19 protein-coding genes and 2 pseudogenes are annotated in these 23,313 nt (G+C 73.5%); 13 read left to right on the plus strand and 8 right to left on the minus strand.

What is annotated here, in order from left to right:
- Positions 1-68: 68 nt before the first annotated feature.
- Positions 69-1,283, minus strand: a complete 1,215-nt coding sequence (locus tag BMW99_RS17580; RefSeq protein ID WP_322900206.1) for a glycosyltransferase — start codon at positions 1,281-1,283, stop codon at positions 69-71.
- 454 nt (positions 1,284-1,737) lie between these two features.
- Here BMW99_RS17580 and BMW99_RS17585 point away from each other — a divergent pair, with 454 nt between their 5' ends.
- On the plus strand, positions 1,738-2,877 hold the full coding sequence (locus tag BMW99_RS17585; RefSeq protein ID WP_075017108.1) for an AI-2E family transporter: 1,140 nt from the start codon (positions 1,738-1,740) through the stop codon (positions 2,875-2,877).
- Between the two features lie 146 nt (positions 2,878-3,023).
- Positions 3,024-4,277 carry an MFS transporter gene (locus BMW99_RS17590; protein WP_075017109.1) on the plus strand — a complete coding sequence of 418 codons (1,254 nt, stop codon included), beginning with the start codon at positions 3,024-3,026 and terminating at the stop codon, positions 4,275-4,277.
- A gap of 12 nt (positions 4,278-4,289) precedes the next feature.
- Here the strand turns inward: BMW99_RS17590 and glgX are convergent, their stop codons facing one another.
- The gene (gene glgX, locus BMW99_RS17595; protein ID WP_079138160.1) at positions 4,290-6,515 is read right to left on the minus strand and encodes a glycogen debranching protein GlgX; all 2,226 of its coding nucleotides are present in this window, start codon (positions 6,513-6,515) and stop codon (positions 4,290-4,292) included.
- Positions 6,516-6,727: 212 nt separating this feature from the next.
- On the opposite strand from glgX, the gene BMW99_RS17600 reads away from it, so the two are divergent.
- From BMW99_RS17600 to BMW99_RS17635, 9 genes are all read left to right on the plus strand, one after another.
- The gene (locus BMW99_RS17600; RefSeq protein WP_069461807.1) at positions 6,728-7,180 is read left to right on the plus strand and encodes an ATP-binding protein; all 453 of its coding nucleotides are present in this window, start codon (positions 6,728-6,730) and stop codon (positions 7,178-7,180) included.
- Positions 7,181-7,365: 185 nt separating this feature from the next.
- Entirely contained in the window at positions 7,366-8,337 is a 972-nt protein-coding gene (locus tag BMW99_RS17605) for an aldo/keto reductase (protein WP_069461808.1), read from the plus strand.
- A gap of 142 nt (positions 8,338-8,479) precedes the next feature.
- Complete coding sequence (gndA, locus tag BMW99_RS17610) at positions 8,480-9,958, plus strand: NADP-dependent phosphogluconate dehydrogenase (protein WP_069461809.1); 1,479 nt, start codon at positions 8,480-8,482, stop codon at positions 9,956-9,958.
- 116 nt (positions 9,959-10,074) lie between these two features.
- Positions 10,075-10,431, plus strand: coding sequence for a PRC-barrel domain-containing protein (locus BMW99_RS17615; protein WP_069461810.1), 357 nt, complete (start codon positions 10,075-10,077; stop codon positions 10,429-10,431).
- A gap of 60 nt (positions 10,432-10,491) precedes the next feature.
- On the plus strand, positions 10,492-10,656 hold the full coding sequence (locus tag BMW99_RS41350) for a hypothetical protein (protein ID WP_176735369.1): 165 nt from the start codon (positions 10,492-10,494) through the stop codon (positions 10,654-10,656).
- Between the two features lie 16 nt (positions 10,657-10,672).
- Positions 10,673-11,497: a DedA family protein gene (locus BMW99_RS17620; RefSeq protein WP_079176096.1), complete on the plus strand. Its 825-nt coding sequence runs from the start codon at positions 10,673-10,675 to the stop codon at positions 11,495-11,497.
- 174 nt (positions 11,498-11,671) lie between these two features.
- On the plus strand, positions 11,672-12,373 hold the full coding sequence (locus tag BMW99_RS17625; RefSeq protein WP_079138763.1) for a DUF4232 domain-containing protein: 702 nt from the start codon (positions 11,672-11,674) through the stop codon (positions 12,371-12,373).
- Positions 12,374-12,476: 103 nt separating this feature from the next.
- Positions 12,477-13,307, plus strand: coding sequence for a GH25 family lysozyme (locus BMW99_RS17630; protein ID WP_069465670.1), 831 nt, complete (start codon positions 12,477-12,479; stop codon positions 13,305-13,307).
- 128 nt (positions 13,308-13,435) lie between these two features.
- On the plus strand, positions 13,436-14,476 hold the full coding sequence (locus BMW99_RS17635) for a PHP domain-containing protein (RefSeq protein WP_069465671.1): 1,041 nt from the start codon (positions 13,436-13,438) through the stop codon (positions 14,474-14,476).
- 67 nt (positions 14,477-14,543) lie between these two features.
- On the opposite strand, the gene BMW99_RS17640 is transcribed toward BMW99_RS17635, so the two are convergent.
- From BMW99_RS17640 to BMW99_RS17655, 4 genes are all read right to left on the minus strand, one after another.
- Complete coding sequence (locus tag BMW99_RS17640) at positions 14,544-16,625, minus strand: cellulose binding domain-containing protein (RefSeq protein ID WP_245791506.1); 2,082 nt, start codon at positions 16,623-16,625, stop codon at positions 14,544-14,546.
- Between the two features lie 125 nt (positions 16,626-16,750).
- Complete coding sequence (locus tag BMW99_RS17645; protein WP_075017111.1) at positions 16,751-17,794, minus strand: phosphotransferase family protein; 1,044 nt, start codon at positions 17,792-17,794, stop codon at positions 16,751-16,753.
- A complete protein-coding gene (locus tag BMW99_RS17650) occupies positions 17,784-18,440 on the minus strand; it encodes a methyltransferase (protein ID WP_069465351.1) in 657 nt (218 codons plus the stop codon). Before BMW99_RS17650 ends, BMW99_RS17645 begins: the two co-directional genes overlap by 11 nt.
- A 196-nt stretch (positions 18,441-18,636) precedes the next feature.
- Positions 18,637-19,500 carry an enoyl-CoA hydratase/isomerase family protein gene (locus BMW99_RS17655; protein ID WP_176735588.1) on the minus strand — a complete coding sequence of 288 codons (864 nt, stop codon included), beginning with the start codon at positions 19,498-19,500 and terminating at the stop codon, positions 18,637-18,639.
- A gap of 178 nt (positions 19,501-19,678) precedes the next feature.
- On the opposite strand from BMW99_RS17655, the pseudogene BMW99_RS43325 reads away from it, so the two are divergent.
- Positions 19,679-19,828, plus strand: a pseudogene (locus BMW99_RS43325) (putative Ig domain-containing protein); the annotation flags it as partial.
- A 7-nt stretch (positions 19,829-19,835) separates the two neighbouring features.
- Positions 19,836-20,039: pseudogene (locus tag BMW99_RS17660) on the plus strand (helix-turn-helix domain-containing protein); the annotation flags it as partial.
- A gap of 4 nt (positions 20,040-20,043) precedes the next feature.
- Here BMW99_RS17660 and BMW99_RS17665 read toward each other — a convergent pair.
- Both BMW99_RS17665 and BMW99_RS17670 read right to left on the minus strand, forming a co-directional pair.
- Positions 20,044-22,404, minus strand: a complete 2,361-nt coding sequence (locus tag BMW99_RS17665) for a glycoside hydrolase family 65 protein (protein WP_069465352.1) — start codon at positions 22,402-22,404, stop codon at positions 20,044-20,046.
- The gene (locus BMW99_RS17670; protein ID WP_069465353.1) at positions 22,401-23,144 is read right to left on the minus strand and encodes an HAD family hydrolase; all 744 of its coding nucleotides are present in this window, start codon (positions 23,142-23,144) and stop codon (positions 22,401-22,403) included. Before BMW99_RS17670 ends, BMW99_RS17665 begins: the two co-directional genes overlap by 4 nt.
- Positions 23,145-23,313: the final 169 nt, after the last annotated feature.

Consider the following 23,313-nt stretch of genomic DNA (forward strand, 5'->3'; position numbering starts at 1 on the left):
GCACGCGGCAGGGCACCCCGCACCGCCGCGTGCGGGGTGCCCTGCCTCCTGCGCTGCGGCCCGGGGGTCTACAGCGGCTCGGGCAGCGCGGCGCGCGGCACGCCGCCGTGCACCTGGTCGAGGAGCGCGCCGTAGGCCGCGACCATCCGCGTCCGGCTGAACTGCTCGCGGGCGGCCTCGAGCGCCGGTGCGAACAGCGGCGCCCGCACCACCGCCTCGGTCCAGGCCGCGGCGATGGCCTCCGGGTCGAACGGGGTCAGCAGCCCCCGGCCCGCCACCAGTTGCGCGCAGTCGCCGACGTCGGTGGCCACCGGGATCGCGCCGCACATCATGCCCTCGATCAGGCACAGCGGCGCCGCCTCGCCGGACGACGACGTCAGCGACACCACGTCGCTCGCCGCGTACAGCGCCTCCATGTCGCCGCGCACCCCGAGCATCCGCATGCGGTCGGCCAGCCACGGCTCGCCACCGAGCGCCGACGCGATCTCCTCACGCAGCCCCGGGTTGTCCGCCGTCATCCCGGCTCCGCACATCACCACGTACCCGGCCGGGTCGCGGCGCAGGAACTCCCGGGCCGAGGCGAGGAACAGCGGCACGTTCTTCATGGCGGCCCAGCGCGCCGCGAACGTCACGACCGGTGCCCGCGCGGGGATGCCCAGGGCCGCCCGCACGCTCGCGCGGCGGGAGGCGTCCGGCCGGAACCGCAGCAGGTCCACGCCGTTCGGGATGACGTGCAGCAGCTCGGCGGGCACGCCGGCGGCCGCGTACGCGAGCCGGGTGGACTCCGCGCAGCACACGCAGGCCTGCACTCGGCCGGCGGCGACCGCGGCGAGCAGCGCGTCGAGCGCCGGGCCCTGGTTCTCGGGGTCCGAGCGGTGCAGGCACACCACGACCGGGCGCAGCGGCAGGCCCGCCTGGTTGAGCAGCGCCAGCGGCTGCTCCTTGAGCGACAGGACGACGTCGGCCGCCGCGGTGGCCCGCGCGGTCGCCGCCAGCTCGTCCGCGGTGAAGACCGGCGGCGCGTCCGCCGCGTCCGGGGAGCCGGCGGTGCCCGTCTCGCGGCGCAGCGCCGCCACCTGGACGCCGCCGGCGGTCAGCGACCGGTAGCAGGCGTCCTCCTCCATGGGCTGCCGCGTGGCCTCCCGGTACATCTCGCCTTCGATGCTCAGCACCGAATGACGCTGCGCCCCGCCGTGCAGCCCCAGCAGCACATCACTGTGCAGAATGCGGGCTCCGCCGGAAAAGAAACCCTCGTAGATCGACAGCACACGCAGTTCGCTCATGACGCGCACCCATCGGGACGTCCCGCGCTGACGGGAAAATGGACCGGATCCCCCTTGACCAGCGGGTTAGCCGCGATGGGACCAGGTAAAACTTGACGGCATGTGAATTCCGCATTTCCGGCCGGGGTGGGGCGCGTTTCCGTGCGGCTCTGCCCAGGTGGCGACGCTGCGCGGGCGTCCCGCGGCCCGTGCCGGAGACCCCGATCCTTTGCCGAACGAGGACGCGGGGCTTGCCCGTGGAAGGGAGGGCCCGGCCCCGGCGCGGCGGCCGGGGTCCCTCCGGAGGCTGCACCTGACCGGGGGTTTTCGGGTGACCGGCCGCCGGGTCGCGGCGTTGGAGCGGTCGGGCGCGTGTGCAGGGTGGGCGGGGCCGGCGCGGACCGGCGACCGCCGACCCGGCCGTCCCGCCCCTGTCCCGTCCAGCCCCGAACCCCGCCGACAAGGAGACCCCGCCATGACCGACGCCCCGGCCGATGCGGTCCTCGAGGCCGCCGCGCCCCCCGCCGCGGCCGTGTCCGCCGTGCCGGAGCGGGTGTCCCGCGTGCCCCGGACGCTGCCGACCCGTTCGGAGGCCAGGGCCTGGTTCGGGGTCGGCTTCGGCGCCGCGCTCGGCGCCACTCTGGCGTGGCTGCTCGTCCACCTGGTGCTGCGGCTGAGCGAACTGCTGACCCTGCTGCTGCTCGCCGCCTTCATCGCGGTCAGCCTGGAGCCGGTGGTGGCGTGGCTGGGGCGCCGCGGGATGCGCCGAGGCTGGGCCGTGCTGACCGTGGCCCTGGGGCTCGCCGGGCTGCTGGGCGGCTTCGTCGCGCTGGTCATCCCGCCGGTCAGCCGGGCCGTCACGTCCCTGACGGGCGCGGTGCCCCGCTGGCGCCGGCAGCTGCACGACCACCAGTCCCTCCTGGGACGGCTGGAGGACCGGTACCACGTCATCGAGCGTGTGCAGACCCAACTCGGCAGCGGCGGCGGCGCGTCCGAGGTCGCCGGCGGGGTGCTGGGAGCGGGCCGCATGGTCGTCAGCGCCCTGACCTCGCTCGTGGTCGTCGTGACGGTGACCTTGTACGTGATGGCCGCGCTGCCCGCGATCAAGCGGTTCTGCTACCGGTTCGTGCCCGGCACCCGCCGTGCGCGCGCGGAGGCGCTGAGCGAGGAGATCCTCAGCCGCGTCGGCCGGTTCATGCTCGGCAACACCCTCACCTCCGCGGTGGCGGGACTGTCGACGTTCGCCTGGTGCTCGGCGATGGGCGTGCCCTACCCGGCGGCCCTCGGGTTCCTGGTCGGCCTGGTCGACATGGTCCCGGTGGTCGGCTCGACCGTCGGGGGAGTGGTGGTGAGCCTGGTCGCCCTCGCGGTGTCGCTGCCCGTCGCCCTGGCCACCACCGGCTTCTACACCGCGTTCCGGCTCGCCGAGGACTACCTGATCATGCCGCGTGCCATGAAGTTCGCGGTCGACGTGCACCCGGTGGTCACCGTCGTCGCCGTCCTCATCGGCGGATCGCTGCTGGGCATCGTCGGCGGCCTGGTCGCCATCCCGGTCGCCGTCGCCCTCGGCATCATCCTCGACGAGTGCGTGTTCCCGCGGACCGACGCGTCCTGAGGCGTGCCGTGACCGCGGCCCACAACGTCCGGTTGTGCGGCGCGCGGCGCGAGTTGTTTGACCCGTGGTCGCGCTCCTCGGTTGGATCGTCCCGGTCAACGCGCGGTTGTCCGGGCGCACCGGGCACGACGTCGAGGAGGTGCGGCATGGCGGCCGGGCAGCGGTTGGGGCGGGCGTTCGGGTGGCTGTGGGCGGCCTACGCGGTCAGCGCCCTCGGCACGTGGCTGGCGTTCGACGCCTTCCCGCTGATCGCCGTCCGGGTCCTCCACTCCGGTCCCGTCGAGGTGTCGGCGCTGGCCGCCGCGGGCCTCGCCGTCGGTGCGGTGCTGGCCGTACCGCTCGGCCCGTGGATGGAGTTCCGCCGCAAGCGGCCGGTGATGATGGCGATGGACCTGCTGCGCTTCGCCGCGCTGCTGACCGTGCCCGCCGCCTACGGGCTGGGCTGCCTCACCTTCGCCCAACTGCTGGCGGTGTCCGTCGTCGTCGGCGCAGCCGACATCACCTTCAAGGCGGCCAGCGGCGCCTGCCTGAAGGCGCTGGTGCCGCCCGAGCGGCTGCTCGCGGCCAACGGGCGCCTGGAGTCCACCGCGTGGACCACCACCATGCTGGGCCCGCCACTCGGCGGCGCCGCGATCGGCCTGCTCGGACCGGTCGCCACGGTCGTCGCCAACGCGGTCAGCTTCGTGCTGTCGGCCGCGGGGCTCGGGGCCGTCGGCGGCGGCGAGGCGCGCCCCGAACGCCCGGCCGACGCGGGAGCCGGCCGTCCGCGCCCCGGCGACCTGCTCGAAGGCTGGCGGTGCATCCTCGCCTCGCCGGCGCTGCGCCCGCTGTTCTTCAACTCCGTCCTCGTCAACGGCCTGATCATGGCCTCAGGTCCGCTGCTGGCGGTTCTGATGCTCGGCCGCCTCGGGTTCGCGCCGTGGCAGTACGGCCTCGCGTTCGGGCTGCCGTGTCTCGGCGGGCTGGCCGGCGCGCGGCTGGCCGGCAGGCTGGTCACCCGATACGGGCAGTACCGGGTGCTGCACGTCTCCGGGGTGCTGCGCGCCTGCTGGTCCGTCGGCCTGGCGTTCGTCGGCCCGGGTGCCGCGGGGCTGGCCCTGGTCATCGGTGTCGAGTTCGGGCTGATCGCCTGCTGCGGCGTGTTCAACCCGGTGTACGCCACCTACCGGCTGGAGCACGCGCCCGCCGGGCGGGTCGCCCGCACCCTGTCCGCCTGGTCGGTGTCGACCAGCGCGAGTATCGCCGTGATGACGGCGCTGTGGGGCGTGCTGGCGGGCGTGACGGGTCCCAGGACCGCCATCGCGATCGCCGGTCTGCTGCTGCTCGCCACGCCGCTGCTGCTGCCCCGGGAGGTCGCGGCACCGCGACACGAGCCGCAGCCCGTCGCGGGCCGCGCCTGAGGCGGCGCCCGGTCAGCGCCGGCCGCCCTCCCGCGGCAGTCCGGAACCCGCCGTGTCGCCGTCCCGGCCGGGGTCCGCCGCCGGGCGCCCGGCGACGTCCGGCCGGCCGCCCCCGGGCTCGCGCGTGCCGTCGTCGCGGACGAGCAGCACCATCGAGCGGGCCTCGGCCTTGACCCGCTCGCCGGGGCCATACGCAGCCGGGCCGGCCGGGCCCGCCGAGAGGTCGGCGGTGTCCGCCTCGACCTTCCAGCAGTCGCCGAACTCGGGCCCAGGCAGCGTGAACACCACGTGCTCCCAGTGGGAGTTGAGCAGCACCAGGAACGAGTCGTCGCGCACCGGCCGCCCCTGCATGTCGCGTTCGCCGATCCCGTCCCCGTTCAGATGCACCGCGATGGCGTGCGCGTCCGAGCGGCTCCAGTCCTGGCCGCTCATCTCCCGGCCGTCCGGGCGCAGCCAGGTCAGGTCGGCCGGCGCCAGACCGCCCGAGGGGCGACCGCGGAAGAAGCGGCGCATCCGCAGGACCGGGTGCGCCCGGCGCAGGGCGATCATCCGCCGGGTGAAGTCGAGCAGTTGCCGCTGGTCCGCCCCGAGGTCCCAGTCGACCCAGGTCAACTCGCTGTCCTGGCAGTACGCGTTGTTGTTGCCCTGCTGCGTGCGGCCGAGCTCGTCGCCGTGGCAGAGCATCGGCACGCCCTGCGAGATCAGCAGCGTCGCCAGGAAGTTGCGCTGCTGCCGCGCCCGCAGCGCGAGCACGTCCGGGTCGGCCGTCTCGCCCTCGACGCCGCAGTTCCAGGACCGGTTGTGGCTCTCGCCGTCCCGGTTGCCCTCGCCGTTGGCGTCGTTGTGCTTGTCGTTGTACGACACCAGGTCGCGGAGCGTGAAGCCGTCGTGGGCGGTGACGAAGTTGATGCCGGCCCGCGGGCGGCGGTGGTCGACCTCGTACAGGTCGGAGGACCCGGTCAGCCGGGACGCGAACTCCGGCAGGGCGCCCTCCTGGCCGCGCCAGAAGTCCCGCACGCCGTCCCGGTACTTGCCGTTCCACTCGCTCCACAGCTGCGGGAAGTTGCCGACCTGGTAGCCGCCGTCGCCGACGTCCCAGGGCTCGGCGATCAGCTTGACGCGGCTCACCACCGGGTCCTGCTGGACCAGGTCGAAGAACGCCGAGAGGCGGTCGACCTCGTGGAACTGCCGGGCCAGCGTGGCCGCCAGGTCGAAGCGGAAGCCGTCGACGTGCATCTCGGTGACCCAGTACCGCAGGCTGTCCATGATCAGCTGCAGCACGTTCGGGTGCCGCATCAGCAGGCTGTTGCCGGTGCCGGTGGTGTCGAAGTAGTGCGCCTTGTCGTCGTCGACCAGGCGGTAGTACGAGGCGTTGTCGATGCCGCGGAACGACAGGGTCGGGCCCAGGTGGCTGCCCTCGGCGGTGTGGTTGTAGACGACGTCGAGGATCACCTCGATGCCGGCCGCGTGCAGGGCCTTCACCATCGACTTGAACTCGGTCACCTGCCCGCCGCGCCCGCCGGAGGCCGAGTAGGCGTTGTGGGGCGCGAAGAAGCCGATGGTGTTGTAGCCCCAGTAGTTCGTCAGGCCGCGCGACAGCAGATGGCCGTCCTGCACGAACTGGTGGACCGGCATCAGCTCCACCGCCGTGACGCCCAGCCGCGTCAGGTGGTCGACCACCGCCGGGTTGGCCAGGCCCGCGTAGGTGCCGCGCAGTTCCGGCGGCAGGTCCGGGTGCCGGCGGGTCAGACCCCGCACGTGGGCCTCGTACATCACCGACTCGTGGTACGGCCGCTTGATCGGGCGGTCCCCGCCCCAGTCGAACGCGGGGTCGGCGACCACCGACAGCATGGTGTGCGCGCGGCTGTCCTGGAAGTCCGGCCGGTCCGGGTCGTCCGTACGGTAGCCCAGCAGCGCCCGGTGGCCGTCCGCCTGGCCCTCCACCGCCTTCGCGTACGGGTCGAGCAGCAGCTTCGCGGGGTTGCAGCGGTGCCCGCCGTCCGGGTCGTACGGCCCGGACACGCGGTAGCCGTACCGCTGCCCGGGACCGACTCCGGGCAGGTACGCGTGCCAGATGACCCCGTCGACCTCCTCCAGCGCGATGCGCTCCTCGCCACCGTCGTCGTCGAGCAGGCACAGCTCGACGTTCTCGGCCGCCTCGGTGAACAGCGCGAAATTGGTACCGGCGCCGTCGTAGTCGGCTCCGAGCGGGAACGGATGTCCGGCCCACTTCTCCATGCGGCGACCTGGCCTTCTGCGTCAGGGAACTCGTCGGCAAGAGGACTCCCAGTCCACACAGCACCGCCTGTGCAGCGCAACCCCGGCCGGGCAAACAGGTGGCGGAACCCACGCCTCCGGACGTGGGGAGACGCCCGTGGCATACCACCGGGATCAGCGGGTACACGCCTGTCGGTCGAACGGGCGGCCTTGACGGGGGTGCAGGAGATGACATGGCGTACGTGACGGCCGGCCGCGGCCGGGAGGGCTCGCCCCGCTCCGGGCTGCGGGCGGGCGCGGCCTACGACGGAGGCACCGAGTCGATCGCCGACGCCCGGCTGCTGGCCCGTGAGTTCCTGGACCAGGTGCGCGAGTCCGGCATCCGGGTACCGGCCGCCACCGTGTCGGAAGCGCAGCTGGTGGTCAGCGAGCTGGTGACGAACGCGTGCAAGTACGCCCCCGGCCCCAGCGCGCTGAGCCTGGAGGTCCGCGGCACGGTCCTGGAGATCACCCTGTGGGACAGCGAGCCCGTACTGCCGATGGCACGCGCCGCCGAGCCCGGCCGCATCGGCCAGCACGGGCTGGAGATCGTCTTCGCCCTGTGCGAGGGGTTCGACGTGCAGCGCGAGCCGGTCGGCAAGCGCATCACGGTCCGTCTGGCGCTCCACGCGCGCGGCGCCTGGTGACCTCCGGGCACGCCACTGGCTGACCGCCGCTCACGGGACCCTGGCGACTTACGGCCGACGGCCGGCTCCTAGACTTCATGATCGGTTCACGCCGTCCGGCGACCGGTCGCGGCGTGTACCGCCGGCTCCATTCCGCCCGGCCCGGGGAGCGTCCGCCCGCGGGTCCATGCCCAGGGAGGCCCCGCATGCGCTACACCCGACTCGGCTCGACCGGCCTGGAGGTGTCCGCGATCAGCCTCGGCTGCATGAGCTTCGGCGAACCCTCCCGCGGCAACCACCAGTGGACCCTCGACGAGGAGTCCTCGCGTGCGCTCATCCGGCGCTCGCTGGACGCCGGGGTCACGTTCTTCGACACCGCCAACGTGTACTCCGACGGAAGCAGCGAGGAGATCCTGGGCCGGGCGCTGCACGACTTCGCCTCCCGCGACGACGTCGTGATCGCGACCAAGGTGCACGGCCGGATGCGGCCCGGTCCCAACGGCGGCGGCCTGTCCCGCCGGGCGATCCTCAGCGAGATCGACCACAGCCTGCGCCGCCTCGGCGTCGACCACGTCGACCTGTACCAGATCCACCGCTGGGACTACGACACGCCGATCGAGGAGACCCTGGAGGCCCTGCACGACGTGGTGAAGGCCGGCAAGGCCCGGTACATCGGCGCGTCCTCCATGCACGCCTGGCAGTTCGCCAAGGCGCTGTTCACCGCGGACCGGCACGGCTGGACCCGGTTCGTGTCCATGCAGAACCACTACAACCTCCTCTACCGCGAGGAGGAGCGCGAGATGCTGCCGCTGTGCCAGGACCAGGGCGTCGCGGTCATCCCGTGGAGTCCGCTGGCCCGCGGGCGGCTCACCCGACCCTGGGACGCCACCACCGCCCGGACCGAGACCGACGAGTTCGGCCGGACCCTTTACCACGACAGCGACCGGGTCATCGTGGAACGCGTCGCCGAGCTCGCCGAACGGCGCGGCCTGCCGCCCGCCCGGATCGCGCTGGCCTGGCTCGCGGCCAGGCCCGGGGTCACCGCCCCCATCGTCGGCGTCACCAAGGCCCAGCACCTCGACGACGCCGTGGCCGCCCTGGAGGTGGGCCTCGACGACGAGGAGATGGCGTTCCTGGAGGAGCCCTACGCCCCGCACACCGTCGCCGGCTTCCGCTGAGTCACGGGCTCCCGCGGCCGCCGGCCGGCGGTCCCGCCGCCGCGGGACCGCCCGTTCGGCGGCGGTGCGGGGCGCGCCCGACCGTGATCCGGCCGACAATGGCACGAGCAGAGCCATGGGACGACCTCGGCGGGAGCGGCGCATGAGTGCATCGAACGGAGCAGGCGGGACCGGCGGCGACGGACGCGCGGACATCGGCGTCACGGGCCTCGCGGTGATGGGCAGCAACCTGGCCAGGAACTTCGCCCGGCACGGCTACACCGTCGCCGTGCACAACCGGACGAAGGCCAAGACCGACACCCTCCTGGAGGAGCACGGCGAGGAGGGCATGTTCGTCCCCGCGGCTACCGCGGAGGAGCTCGTCGCCGCCCTGGCCACGCCGCGCCGCATCGTCGTCATGGTCAAGGCCGGAGACCCCACCGACGCGGTGATCTCCGAGTTCGCCCCGCTGCTCGAACCGGGCGACATGATCGTCGACGGCGGCAACGCGCACTTCGAGGACACCCGGCGCCGCGAGCACGACCTGCGGCAGAAGGGCGTCCACTTCGTCGGCGCCGGGATCTCCGGCGGCGAGGAGGGCGCGCTCAACGGCCCGTCGATCATGCCGGGCGGCTCCCCGGAGTCCTACACCACGCTCGGCCCGATGCTGGAGACCATCGCCGCCAAGGCCAAGGACGGCGCCCCCTGCACCACCCACATCGGACCCGACGGCGCCGGGCACTTCGTCAAGATGGTGCACAACGGCATCGAGTACGCCGACATGCAGCTCATCGCCGAGGCGTACCACCTGCTGCGGGAGGTCGCCGGGTACGAGCCGCGGCAGATCGCGGAGACCTTCCGCACCTGGAACACCGGGCGCCTGGACTCCTACCTGATCGAGATCACCGCCGAGGTGCTCGCCCACACCGACGCCGCCACCGGCAAGCCCTTCGTCGACGTCGTCGAGGACCAGGCCGAGCAGAAGGGCACCGGCCGCTGGACGGTGCAGATCGCCCTCGACCTCGGCGTGCCCGTCTCCGGCATCGGCGAGGCGGTCTTCGCCCGCTCCCTGTCCGGGCACGCGGACCTGCGGGCCGCCTCCCGCGACCTGCCGGGCCCCGGCGCCGGCACCCCGCTCACCCCGGACGCGGCGGCGGTCTTCGCCGACCAGGTCGAGCAGGCCCTGTACGCGTCGAAGATCGTCTCGTACACCCAGGGCTTCCACATGATCCAGGCCGGCAGCGACATGTACGACTGGGACATCGACCTCGGCAGGATCGCGGCGATCTGGCGCGGCGGCTGCATCATCAGGGCCGCGTTCCTCGACCGGATCACGGCCGCCTACGACAGCCGGCCCGACCTGCCCAGCCTGCTGTCCGACAAGCGCTTCGCCGAGGAGATCGGCACCGCGCAGGACGACTGGCGGTCCGTCGTCGCCGCGGCGGTGCACCACGGCGTGCCCGTGCCCGGCTTCTCCGCCGCGCTGGCCTACTACGACGCGCTGCGCGCCGGCCGGCTCCCCGCCGCGCTCACCCAGGCCCAGCGGGACTTCTTCGGCGCCCACACCTACCGCCGCACCGACCGCGACGGCGTGTTCCACACGCTCTGGAGCGGCGACCGCAGCGAGGTCGCGGTCGGCTGACGGGCCCCGCCGGGGAATTCCCCGGACCCCGACCCGCGAACCCGGTGGATACCGGCGCCGCACCGGGGCAGACGGACAGAGAGGGCACCGGCCGTGCCCGCGGCAGGAGGGCTGAGATGATCCACCCCGCTGATCTCCGCGAGTGGCGTGACTACGCCGTGGTCGACGACGACGGCCACAAGATCGGTGTCCTGGAGGCGGTCTACGTCGACACGGCGACGGACCAGCCCTCCATGGCGACCGTCCGCACCGGACTGCCGACCCGCTACCGGCTCGTGTTCGTGCCGGTGGGCGAGGTGGTCGCGGGCCCGGACTACATACGTGTCCCGTATACCAAGGAGCTGGTCAAGTCGGCCCCCTCGATCGGCACGGACGACGTCCTGCCGATGGAGGAAGAGGAGGCGATCTTCCAGCACTACGGACTGACGTACAAGCCCGGGGCGGACGGCGTCCGCCAGCTCGCCCGCCGCTGAGGCGGCCGGAGCCGGACGGGCGCGCGCACCGCCGGCGCGCCCGCGAAAGGAGTCCGACGCATGACGGTGTTCCTGCTGATGATCATCGTGGCCTTCGTGCTCGGCATCATCGGCGCCGCCGCCAGCGGCCTCGGGTGGGTGCTGGCGATCGCCGTGATCGTCTTCGTCGCCGATCTCGCCTACGGCTACTCGCGGCTGCGCGGGCGCCGCCGACCGGTCAGGTGACGGGAGCCGCCGCCGCATGCACAGCATCACCAACTGGCTCCAGCACGCCTCGCCGCCCATGGTGTACGCCGTCGTGGGCGCCCTGGTCTTCTGCGAGGACGCGCTGTTCTTCGGGTTCGTGCTGCCCGGCGAGACCGCGGTCGTGCTCGGCGGCGTCGTCGCCTCCCAGGGCCACGTCTCGGTGTACTGGCTCTGCCTGGTCGTCGTCGTGGCCGCCGTTCTCGGCGACACCGTCGGGTACGAGGTCGGCGCGCGCCTCGGGCCGCGCATCCTGGAGACCCGGTTCCTCAGGAACCACCGGGAACGGATCAGCAGCGCGCAGGACCTGATCCGCCGGCGCGGGCCCGTGGCGGTCTTCCTCGGCCGCTTCATCGCGTTCTTCCGCGCGCTGATGCCCGCGCTGGCGGGCATGTCCCGCATGCCCTACCGGACCTTCCTGGCCTTCAACGCGGCCGGCGGGCTCGTCTGGGGCGTCGGCTTCACCCTGCTGGGGTACTTCGCCGGCGCCGCCTACAAGCGGGTCGAGCGCACCGCCGGTACGGCGGTCGCCATCGCGATCGCCGCCGTGGTCGTCATCGCGCTGGTGGTCTGGGAGGTCCGCCGGCACCGGAGCGCGAAGGAACGCGAGGACCGCGACGAGCGCGAGCGGCGCGAGTCCGCGCGCGAGCAGGGGGACACGGTGGAGGACGGCGACGCGCCCGAGGAGCGGGAGCCGGGCTCCGGGCGGGGCGGGGCGCACCGGTGGTCGCCGTCGTCCGAGGCGTCGGAGCCGTCCGGTGCCGGCGAGCCGCCCGGGCCTGGCGCGCCCGGGGAGGGCGAGCAGCGGCCGGGCGAGCGCTGAGGGCCGGGCCCCGCGCGCCGGGCGCGCTCCACGGGCGGACGGGTGCGTCGCGCGCTGGAACGAACACCCCCGGCTCGTACGGCGGTTCGAGCCCGCCGGCGCCGAATGTGGGGGATCGGCAACAATAGTGACCGCAGAGGTTCGAAGCGCCTTCCGGGTGAGTAGCCGACAGGTATGGGTACCTCGACGCAACCCGGTTCCGCATCCGCAAGGCGCACGCGGCCGCTGCTCGCCGCCGGTGCCGTGACCCTGCTGGCCGTCGCCGCCACCGCGTGCGGCAACGGCGGCCCGCCGCGGTCCGCTTCGTCCTCGTCGTTGCTGCCGCCCGGCACGTCCGCCTCGGCAGCGGCGTCCCCGTCTCCGTCGTCCCCGGAGAGCGCGACCCCCGCGCCGCCGTCCGCGACCTCGGGCCCGCCGCAGCCAGCGCCGACCGCCGCCGGCTCGGCCTCCGCGCCCGCCGCCCGCGCCTCGGGAACGCCGGGGAGCCGCTGCACCGTCACCGGCCTGCGCATGCGGCTGGGCACCCCCGACCACGGCGCCGGCAGCGTCTACTACCCGTTGCGGTTCACCAACACCGGCAGCCGCACCTGCACTCTCGACGGCTACCCCGGCGTGTCGCTGATCCGCGGTGACGGCAGCACCATCGGCCGCCCCGCGGACCGCACGCCCCCGCACGGCACGACGGTCGAGGTCGCCCCCGGCCAGACCGTCGAGGCCGACCTGCACACCCTCAACCAGGGCATCAAGGGCGGCAGTTGCTGGCGCAGGCCGACTTTCCTCCTGGTGTACCCGCCGGGTTCCACCGCGTCGATGTCCCTGGCAACATCGAGTCCCCTCGTGTGCGGCGGCACCTTCGAGGTCGGCGCCGTCCACTGAGCCGGCCACCGCGCACCGCCACCCACCCACGACCGGGCACCCCCACCAGCACCGCGCACCGCACTCACCACCCGGGCCCGCGCCCGTACGAAAGGAACCGCCCATGACCGTCAGCGGCATCGACGTCGCCTCCTACCAGAGCACCGACTACAGCACCGCGGGCCTGAGCTTCGTAATGGTCAAGGCGACCGAGGGCAGCAGCTACGTCAACCCCCGCCACGCCGCGCAGGTCGCGACGGGCCGCGGCCACGGACTGGTCGTCGGCCACTACCACTTCGCCCGCCCCGGCTCGATGACCGCGCAGGTCACGTACTTCCTGCAGCACGCCGCCCCCGGGACGGGCGACGTGCTCGCGCTGGACTGGGAGGACGCCGGGGTCTCGGGCGCCGAGAAGGACGAGTTCATCAAGCACCTGCAGGCCGCGTCACCCGCGCACCGCGTGGTGCTCTACTGCAACCGCGACTTCTGGCTGAACCGCGACCGGACCAGCTTCTGCGGCGACGGCCTGTGGATCGCCGACCCGAACGCCCCGGCCGGCCACCCCCAGATCACCCACCCGTGGACGTTCCACCAGTACAGCGAGACCGGCGGCGTCGACCACGACGTGGCGAACTTCGCGAGTGCCGCCGCCCTGCGCACCTGGGCGTCCAAGGGCCACGCACCCGCCTACGAGCCGTTCCCCGGCGTGGCCTGGTTCACCGTGGGCCGCCGCTCGCCGATCGTGGCCGCGATGCACGACCGGCTCGTCGCCGTCGGCTGCAACCACTACCAGAGCAGCGCCAACAAGGACGTCATCGGCTCCGGCGACATCGCCTCCTACGAGGCGTGGCAGCGCAAGTACAACGCCGAGCACCACAAGGGCTGGACCGGGGCGGCGCTGAAGTGGCCGCCGGGAAAGGAGACCTGGGACGCGCTCAGGGTGCCGAACGTGTAGCCGGCCCGCCAGGGGGGCGGCACGACGCGAACCCCCCGCCCCGCGCGCGCCGTGTCACGGGCCGCCCGACGGGTGACGCCGGGCGGCCCGGCCGTTAGCCCGGCGCCGATCCGGGAAGAGCCCTCACCATGGAGCCGATCGAGGCACTGGAACGGATCGCGTTCCTGCTGGAACGCGCGGAGGCGCCCACGTACCGCGTCCGGGCGTTCCGCAACGCCGCGGACGTGCTCGCCGCGCTGCCCGCCGAGGAGCGCGAGCGGCGCGCCCGCACCGGACGCTTCACCGACCTCAAGGGCATCGGCGGGACCACCGGTCAGGTGATCGCCGACGCGTACGCGGGCCGCACCCCCACCTACCTGGCGGATCTCGAGGAGGAGGCCCGCACGCCGCTGGCCGAGGGCGGGCAGCAGTTGCGGGAGGCGCTGCGGGGCGACTGCCACGTGCACTCCGACTGGTCGGACGGCGGCAGCCCCGTCATGACGATGGCCCGCGCCGCCCGCGACCTCGGCCACGACTGGGCGGTGCTCACCGACCACAGCCCGCGGCTGAAGGTCGCCCGCGGGCTGACCGCCGAGCGGCTGCTGCGCCAGCTCGACGTGGTCGACGAGGTCAACGCCGAGCTCGCGCCCTTCCGGCTGCTCACCGGCATCGAGTGCGACATCCTGCCCGACGGCTCGCTGGACCAGCGCGACGACCTGCTGGCGCGGCTGGACGTCGTGGTGGCCTCCGCCCACTCCGAACTGCGCATGCCCGCCGAGGCGTTCACCCGCCGGCTGGTCGCCGCCGTCGCCAACCCGCTGGTCGACGTGCTCGGGCACTGCACGGGACGGCTGATCACGCCCCGCGGCCGGCAGGGCAAGGAGCGTCCCGAGTCGACGTTCGACGCGGCCGAGGTGTTCGCCGCCTGCGCGTCCTCCGGCACCGCGGTCGAGCTCAACAGCAGCCCGCACCGCCTCGACCCGCCGCGCCGGCTGCTCGCCCAGGCCCTGGAGGCCGGCACCCTGTTCAGCATCGACAGCGACGCCCACGCGCCGGGCCAGCTCGACTGGCAGATCCTCAGCTGCGCCCGCGCGGAGGAGGCCGGCATCCCCGCCGGGCGGATCGTCACGACCTGGAGCGCCGGCGAGCTGCTGCACTGGGCGGCGACCCGCGAGGTCCCGCGGGGCTGAGCACGCGGTGGCGGGCCCGGCCGGGACGTCCCGGCCGGACCCGCCCGCCGTGCACGGTCCGGTACCGTCAGGTGGTGGTGCAGACCGTGCCGTTCAGGGTGAACACCGTCGGCGGGGGATAGGCCCCGGTGGTGGCGCCGGTGAAGCCGAAGCTCGCGGAGTTGCCGCCGTTCGCGGCGAGCGTGCCGTTCCAGTCGACCGGAGTGGCCACCACGTTCCGGCCCTGCTGGCTGACGTGCGCGTTCCAGAACCCGCTCACCGTCTCGCCGGCCGACGGGAACGTGAACGCCAGCGTCCAGCCGGTGACCGGGTTCGGGCCCGTGTCGGTCACGGTCACGTTCGCGTTGTAGCCGTTGCCCCAGCCCGCCGTGACCTGGAAGGACACCTGGCAGGTGGAGTGGGCGGGCGTCCCCGTGCGGACCGTGACCGGCTGCGAGGGCCGGGACAGCCGCCCGTCCGCGTCACGGGCGAGCACGTTCCACGTGTAGGTCGTGCCCGGGGTCAGGTTGGGCACCGTCGCCGAGGTGCCGGTCGAGTCGGCCAGCAGTTCGCTGGTCGTGCCGTTCTGCCGGTACACCTCGTAGCGCACCGGCGTCCCGCCGGTCGAAGGGGTCCACGCCACCGTCGCGTCGGTGGCGTCCGCGGCCGTCACCCGCGGCGCGCCCGGCGCGGACAGCGTCGACTGGGTGCCGGCCCGCGGGTGCAGGGTGACCGTGGTGATCGAGAAGGGCGGGAGCGTCTGCGCGGTGACGTCGGCGGAGGTGGTGGAGTCGATCGCGGTCGCCTGGTCGCGGTAGGTGTCGACGGTCGCGGACGAGGTGTCCGGGGAGAAGCCCGCGTAGTGCAGGGCCACTTGCTGCGCGTGGTCCGGGTCCTTGTTGATCAGCATGACGCTCAGGTCTCCGTCGGCGCGGTGCACGGCGTGCGCCGACACCAGCGGGCTCGTGGTGCCCGCGCCCACCAACTGGTCGCCGGGACGCCCGAGATGGCTGAGCATCGAGATCGCGTGGTAGGTCGGGAACGGGGTGTTGAGCGGTGGCTCGCACACCGAGCCCGTGCAGGTGCCGCTGGAGAGGATGCCGTAGTCGTTGTAGTCCGTGGCGCCGTCGGGCGCGGTGCTGATCGGCCCCGGCCCGTTGTGGGTGTCCCACCAGTCCACGGTGAACGCCCCGCTCTCCAGGGCGGTGACGTAGGTGTCGGCGCCGAACAGCGCGTCCGGCTGGGTGTCCTCGTCGACGTTGGAGTTCACCTCGGTGAGCGCGATCGGCGTGCCGGCCGCACCGGCGGAGTCCAGCTGGTCGCGCAACTGGGCCAGCTCACCGGTGAGTTGCGCAGGCTCGCCGAGCATCTGAGCGGCGTCGGAGCCACCGGGGTACCAGTGCACGATCACGAAGTCGGCCTTGCCCGCGATCAGCGGGATCACCGTGTGGTTCCAGTCCGCGCTCTCCCCGGCGGCCATCACCCCGTCGGGCCAGTTGCCCGGCAGCGTCAGCACCGCGCCGATCCTCACCGTCGGGTCGACGGCCTTCATGGCCGTCGCGAAGTCGGCGACGTTGTGCGCGTAGGCCGTCGGCGAGGTGTCCGCGTGGTCGTCGTGCTCCCAACCCGAACCGTAATGGCCGTTGCCGTACAGCTCGTTGCCGATCTCCCAGTACTTCGCGCCGTAGTGTTTCGTCACGTTGGCGTAGCGGACCCAGTCGGCCGCTTCCTGCGGCGTGCCCGAACCGTAGTTGGCGATGAGGATCGGCTGCGCGCCGATCTTCTGCACGGTGCCCATGAACGCGTCGAAGTCGGTGCCCGGGGCGACGTAGCCGCCCGGCGCGGTGTTGTCCTGCCAGTGGTAGATGTCGCCGTACGACCCGCCGGGATACCGCAGCATCCCGACGTTGGCGCTCTGCAGCAGGTCCTGCACCTGCGGGACGTTCATCTGGGAGTCCCAGACCGCGCTGTTGAGGCCGTACGCGGTGTCCGGGATGGTGCCCTGGCCCTCGGCGGCGTTGACGGTCACGTCCACCGGGGCGGGTTCGGCGGTGTCGGCGGCGGCCGTGCCGCCGCCCGAGAGCAGGGCGGCGCCGAGGACCGCGGTGGACAGCGCGGCGGCGGCGCGCAGGCGCCACTGTGCCGCGGACAGGGATCGGGGGAGGCGCACGACGGATCTCACCTTCGGGAGGCGGGTGGGGGGCATGCGTGCGGGACGAGATGCCGGGGATGGGGCCCCGTGGGAGCGCTCCCATGTTTGGCCGCGCACCCCACCCCTGTCAATGCCCCTGGGGGTCAATACACCTGGGGTCCGTCGCCGCCGAGGCCCACGAGTTTCCGGGCCTCGTGGAGGTTGTGCTCGACGATGCCCGTCATGAAGTCGCGGTCGGGGAAGTCGCCGTCGAGGAGGCGCAGGGGGCCGGCGACCAGGGACAGGCGCATGGCGAGCAGGTAGAGGGCGAGGCGCCGCGCGTCCAGGCCGCCGGTGCGCAGCGCGGCGTAGTGCGGGCCGAAACGGAGCTCCAGGAAGACGTGCTCCCATTCGATGTCGAAGAACATCAGGCCCTCGATGTCGATGAGGACCGGCCGTCCCCGGTCGTCCACCAGGACGTGGTCCGGGCCGAGTTCGCCGTGGACGAGGCTGTGGTCGGCACGCGGGGACACCGCGTCGAAGGCCTCGTGCAGCGCGTCGTGGAGGGCGGTGCCCGCGGCCGCCGCCCGGGGATCGCGCTGGGACGCCTCGGCGAGGTCCGCCAACGCCCGGTCGAGCACGATCCGTTCGCACGACACTCCGCGCGACGCGCCTCCCTCGTCCAGCAGCGCGACCTTGCCGAACGCCGGGTCGCGGCATTCCCGCATCGCGGCCAGGCCCTCTGCGAGGCGGCCCAGCACCGGCCGGGCCGCCGCCGGATCGGCGCGGATCAGGGTTTCGAGCGTCGGTCCCCGGAGATCCTCGACCACCGCGAAGTCCGCGGTGTGGCGCCGCCGGCTCCCGTCCGACCAGTGCAGGTGCGGGGTGCGCAGGCCGAGGTCCGTCAGCCGGCGGTGCGCGGCCACGAACAGGCCGAGGCCCGACGCGGGGGAGAAGGGGTCGCGGCGGTCGTCGGCGTCGGGCCCCGGACCGGCGGCCGGCTGCCAGAAGTTCTCCGACTCGTCCCACGCGTAGGCGACGGCGGTCGAGCCGTCGTCGAGGACCAGGCGGTACACGCCCTTCTTGCTGCCGCCCCGCAGCCGCACCGCCCCGCGCAGGGTGCGGCGCCCGTCGAAGGCGTCCCGGACGATTCCGCCGAGGTGTTCCCGGACGGGGAAAGCCCGCTCCCTCGCGCGGTCAGCCGGCATCCGCGCCGCTCCTGAGCACGTCGTAGCCGACGAACGTGAACATGCGCTCGCCTGGCGGCAGTTCGGCAGGGTGCCCGGTGAACCGGTGGACGCCCACGCCCTGGGCGCGCTCCGGGTCGTTGACCCAGACGCGGGTGAAGGCGCGCTGCTCGAACCAGTCGCAGATCTGCGGGAAGGCGTCGGGCCGGTGACGGTTGCGCGTCCAGATCACCGTGCCGCCGTGCGCGCACAGCCGCGTGCAGTACTCCGTGACCCGCTCGATGTCGGCGAGCGTGATGTTGCCGAACAGCCCGCACAGCAGCACCAGATCGGCGGGGGCGAGGTCCGCGTAGGCGTCGGTGACGGCGGCGTCGCCGGTCACCGCGTCCAGCCCCGTGAGGCCGAGCGCCGCGGCGGCGCGGCGCGCCGCCGCGGTGTTGCGCGGGTCGAGTTCGACCAGGCGGGCCGTGACGTCGGCGCGGCGCGGGTGGCCGTCCAGCGCGCCGATCAGGTCGCGCCCCTGTCCGGCGCACGCGCTGACGACGCGGAGCGGGCCGGGCGGGCCGGCGTCCAGGGCGAGCGAGATCCGGTGCTGCACGGTGTGCAGGCGCACGGCCAGCGGCGAGTCGGGGGAGTCGTAGGCGCCGTGCCAGGCATGCCAGTCCATGCGGGGCACCCTAGGCAATGCGGGGTGGCCCGCGCACCCCGAATAGTGGCGGATCACCGGCTTCGGCGCGGTCGGCGAGCGCCCCTGGGCGTGTGGGGGTGCCCCTGGGACGGGTTCCGACCCGCGGGCCGGATGCGGCCGAGCGCGCGGCTCCCCGCGCTTTTTCTGGGCTGCGGGAAGTCCGTCGCGCTGGCGGTCAGTCGGCGGGGGGGAGTTCGATGAGGGCGTCGCCGAGGGTGAGTTCGAGGGGACCGCGGGTCTGGAGGCCGCGGTCGAAGAGGACGGCGGTGCGCCGCTGGGAGGCCTCCGAGCGGACGTGCTCCTGGAAGAGGGCCGCGTCGGCGCGGACGGCGTCGGGGGTGGGGAGGGCGACGGCGTTGACCGCGGCCTTCGCGGCGGCCAGGCCCGCGCGGGGGAAGCCGGCCAGGCGCGCGGCGAGGCGGGCCACGAACGCGTCGAGTTCGGCGTCCGGGAGGGCCCGGTTGATCCAGCCGTAGCGTTCCGCGAGATCCGCGTCGAAGTCCGCCGAGGTCAGCAGCACCTCCAGGGCGCGGCCGCGGCCGAGCAGCCGGGTCAGGTGCTGGATCGCCCCGGCGCCGGGCGGGGTTCCGACGCCCACCTCGATCTGGCACAGCACCGCTTTCTCGCGCGACGCGAACCGCATGTCGCAGGCGAGCAGGAACTCACTGCCCGCGCCGCGGGCCCGGCCGCGCAGCAGGCCGATCGTGACCACCGGCAGCAGGCTCAGCTTGCGGAACAGCATGCCGAGGGACGCGTCGCCGGGCCCGCCCGCCTTCGCGGCCTCCGCCGTGTACGCGGCGACCTTCGTCAGGTCGACGTGCGGAAAGAAGAAGTCGCCGTCCGCACTCGTGAAGATCACCACCCGGGGCGCGTCCGGCTGTGACAGGTCGTCGATCAGCGAGACGAGGTCACGGACGACCTCCGGCCCGATCAGGTTCATCGGCGGCGCGTCGAACCTCGCCGTCATGACCTGGCCGTCCACCCTGACGTCGATCGTCTCGTACGAGCGGTTCACCTCGCTCCTCCCGTCGTCGCGCACGCCGAGCCACCGTAGGCAGGCGCGGGACCCCGCCGCAGAACGATTGGGCGGAACGCGTGAACGCCCGCGCCGCCCGCCGCGGCCCCGTCCCCGCCTCCCGAGCGGACCTAGGGATACCCCTACTCCCGATGCGCGGCGCCTGCCGGCCCGGTCGCGGCGCCGCGCACACTCATGCGTCGGCCCGGGCAACCAGAGCGGCACGGTCGGCACCGCGGTGAGCCTCCAGATCCACGCCACCGACCCCGGCGGCCAGTCCCTCACGTACAGCGCCACCGGGCTGCCCGCGGGCCTGTCCGTCAAGGCCGGCTCGGGCCTGATCTCCGGCACCGTGGGACGGGCCCTGGTCGGAGCGGCTGACCTCGACCGAGCGCAGCGTGGTGGCCCGCGTCGCGCAGGGGGCGGGCAACCGCGAGATCGCGGCCGGTCTGGTGGTCAGCGTGAAGACCGTGGAAGCGGCACTGACCCGCGCCTACCGCAAGCTCGGGGCGAGGTCGCGGGTCGAGGTCACCCGCATCGTGATGGCCCGCCCCACGGCCTGACCGTTCACTGGTGGCGGTGCGGGCGGTGCAGGGGACTGCGTCCCGGCGGCTGCTCCGGGGGCTTGGTGTGCGGTGTCTCCGGAACGGGACGTGACGCGGGCCGTCCCTGTGCCAGTGGCACCGACTCCTCGTAGTGCAGGATGTCCAGCGCCGGCCCGTCGGTGAGCGTGTAGGTGGCCGTCTTCGGTGTGATCTCGACGTGCAGCCGCCGCCCGCGGAACATCAGGCGGAACGCGATGCGGCTCAGCGCGTCCGGCAGCCGCGGGGCGAACCGCAACTCCTCGGCGTCGAACAGCCGCATCCCGCCGAACCCGGCGACCAGCGCCATCCACGTCCCGGCGAGCGCGGCGATGTGCAGCCCGTCGCGGGCGTTGTTCTCCAGGTCCTCCAGGTCCATCAGCGCCGACTCGCCCAAGTACTCGTAGGCCAGCGGCAGATGGCCGACCTCTGCGGCGATCACCGCCTGGCAGTAGGCGCTCAGCGACGAGTCGCGGACCGTCAGCGGCTCGTAGTACGCGAAGTTGCGGGTCTTCTGCTCCAGCGTGAACGCGTCGCCGCGCAGGTACATCGCCAGCACCAGATCGGCCTGCTTGACCACCTGCTTGCGGTACAGGTCGAAGTACGGGTAGTTCAGCATCAGCGGGTACTGGTCGGCGCCGGTGCTGTCGAAGTCCCAGCGCTGGTGCCGGGTGTAGCCCTGCGACTGCTGGTGGACGCCCAGCTCGTCGTCGAACGGCACGGTCATCGCGGCGGCCGCGTCCCGCCAGGTCGCCGTCTCCTCGTCGGTGACGCCGAGGCGCGCCGCGTGCCGCGGATGCCGTTCCGCGGCGTCCGCGGCGGCGACGAGGTTCCCCTGCGCCATCAGGTTCGTGTACACGTTGTCGTCGGCGATCGCACTGTACTCGTCGGGGCCCGTCACCCCGTCGATGTGGAAGGCGCCGGCGTGGTCGTGGTGCCCGAGCGAGCGCCACAGCCGGGCGGTCTCCACCAGGATCTTGAGGCCGGTGTCCGCCTCGAACGCCCCGTCGCCGGTGGCCGCCACGTAGCGGACGACCGCGTGCGCGATGTCGGCGTTCACGTGGAAGGCGGCGGTGCCCGCCGGCCAGTAGCTCGACGCCTCCTCGCCGTTGATCGTCCGCCACGGGAACGTGGCCCCCTCCAGGCCGAGTTGGCGGGCGCGCTCCTGTGCGGCCGGCAGCATGTTGCAGCGCCAGCGCAGCACCTCCGCGGCGGCCCGCGGCGCGGTGAACGTCAGCAGCGGGAGCACGAACGTCTCGGCGTCCCAGAAGGTGTGCCCGTCGTACCCCGAACCGGTCAGCCCCTTCGCGGGGATCGCGCGCTCCTCGGCGCGGGCGCCGGTCTGCAGGACGTGGAACAGCGCGAACCGCACGGCCTGCTGGATCTCGGTGTCGCCGTCGACCTCCACGTCCGCCCGGTCCCAGAAGTCGTCCAGGTACGCGCGCTGCTGCTCCAGCAGCCCCTGCCATCCGGTGTCGCGGGCGCCCACCAGCGCCGCGTCGGCCTGGTCGCGCAGCGCCGGCAGCGAGCGCGCCCCCGACCAGCCGTAGGCGACGAACTTCTCCAGCCGCAACTTCTCGCCCTCGCCCACCACCGAGGTGACCGTCAGCCGGGCGACGTCCTCGCTCGACTCGGCCGACAGCTGAGTCGTCGGCGGGCCGCTCACCAGGTGGTCGGCGGCGGTCGCGACCCGCAGCCGGCTTCTGCGCGTGGAGTGGATGAGCCGCAACCTGGTGCCGTGCGCGAAGTGCTCCTCGGGATCGAGCGGCGACTCCAGCGCGGCGGCCCTGCGCGGGTCGCCCGGGGTCGTGGGCAGCTCCTCGTTGGCCGCCAGCTCCGACTGCACCACCACCCGCACCTGCCCGTCCAGCGGTTCCACCTCGTAGGAGAGGGCGGCCACCGCGCGCTGCTGGAAGGACACCATCCGGGTCGAGGTCACGCGCACCGCGCGCCCCGCCGGGGACACCCACTCGCACGTGCGGCGCAGCACCCCCGCCCGCATGTCGAGCTCGCGCACATGGGAGCGGATCGTGCCGTAGCGCAGGTCGAAGGGCTCGTCGTCGACCAGCAGCCGCACCAGCTTGCCGTTGGTGACGTTGATGACGGTCTGCCCCGACTCCGGATAGCCGTAGCCGGCTTCCGCGTACGGCAGCGGGTGCAGCTCGTACAGGCCGTTGAGATACGTGCCCGGCAGGCCGTTCGGCTCACCCTCGTCGAGATTGCCGCGCCAGCCGATGTGCCCGTTGGACAGGGCGAACACCGACTCGCTCTGCGGCAGCAGCTCCAGGTTCAGCTCGCTCTCGCGCAGCGTCCAGGGCGCGACCTCGTACGCCGGATCGGTGATCACGCGCGCCGCCCGAGGAGGTCGGCGAGGTCGGTGACCACGGTGTCCGCCCCGTGCCTGCGCAACTCCTCGGCCTGGCCGACACGGTCCACGCCGACGACGTAGCCGAACTTGCCCTCGCGGCCCGCGTCCATGCCGACCAGCGCGTCCTCGAACACCGCCGACTGATCCGCGGTCACCCCGAGGTCCTTGGCCGCCTCCAGGAAGGTGTCCGGCTTCGGCTTGCCGCGCAGGCCGCGCTCCAGGATCGTCAGGCCGTCCACCCGGACGTCCATCAGGTGCTCGATGCCGGCGGACACCAGCACGTCCCGGCAGTTCGCGCTCGACGAGACCACCGCGGTGCGCAGTCCGGCGGCCCGCACCGCCTCCACGTAGCGGACCGAGCCCGGATACGGCCGCACCCCCTCGGTGCGGATCTTCTCCAGCACCAGCAGGTTCTTGCGGTTGCCGAGCCCGTGCACGGTCGCCGCCTCGGGCGGGTCGTCCTCCTCCCCCTCGGGCAGCTCGATGTCCCGTGAGGCCAGGAAGGTGCGCACCCCGTCGGCCCGCGGCCGGCCGTCGACATAGGCGTCGTAGTCGCCCACGGGGTCGAAGGGGCGGAACCCGTCGCCGTCACGCTCGCGCAGGAAGGCGTCGAACATCTCCTTCCAGGCCGCGGCGTGCACCAGCGCGGTCGGCGTGAGCACGCCGTCGAGGTCGAACAGGCAGGCGCGCACGTCGGCGGGCAGACCGATCTCCGTCATGCCGGTCCTCCTGCCCCTCCCGGGCGCGAGCGATGCACGACGGGGCCGAAGTCCGCCCGACTCGCCGAACGGCCCGCCCGGGGGATTCCCCCCGGGTGAACCACCGGCCTGCCGGATGGGCCGTGCACCGCGAGGCGTCCACCCTGGTGGGAACCGCACCATCCACGCC

The sequence above is a fragment of the Actinacidiphila rubida genome (assembly GCF_900110255.1).
GTDB lineage: Bacteria > Actinomycetota > Actinomycetes > Streptomycetales > Streptomycetaceae > Actinacidiphila > Actinacidiphila rubida.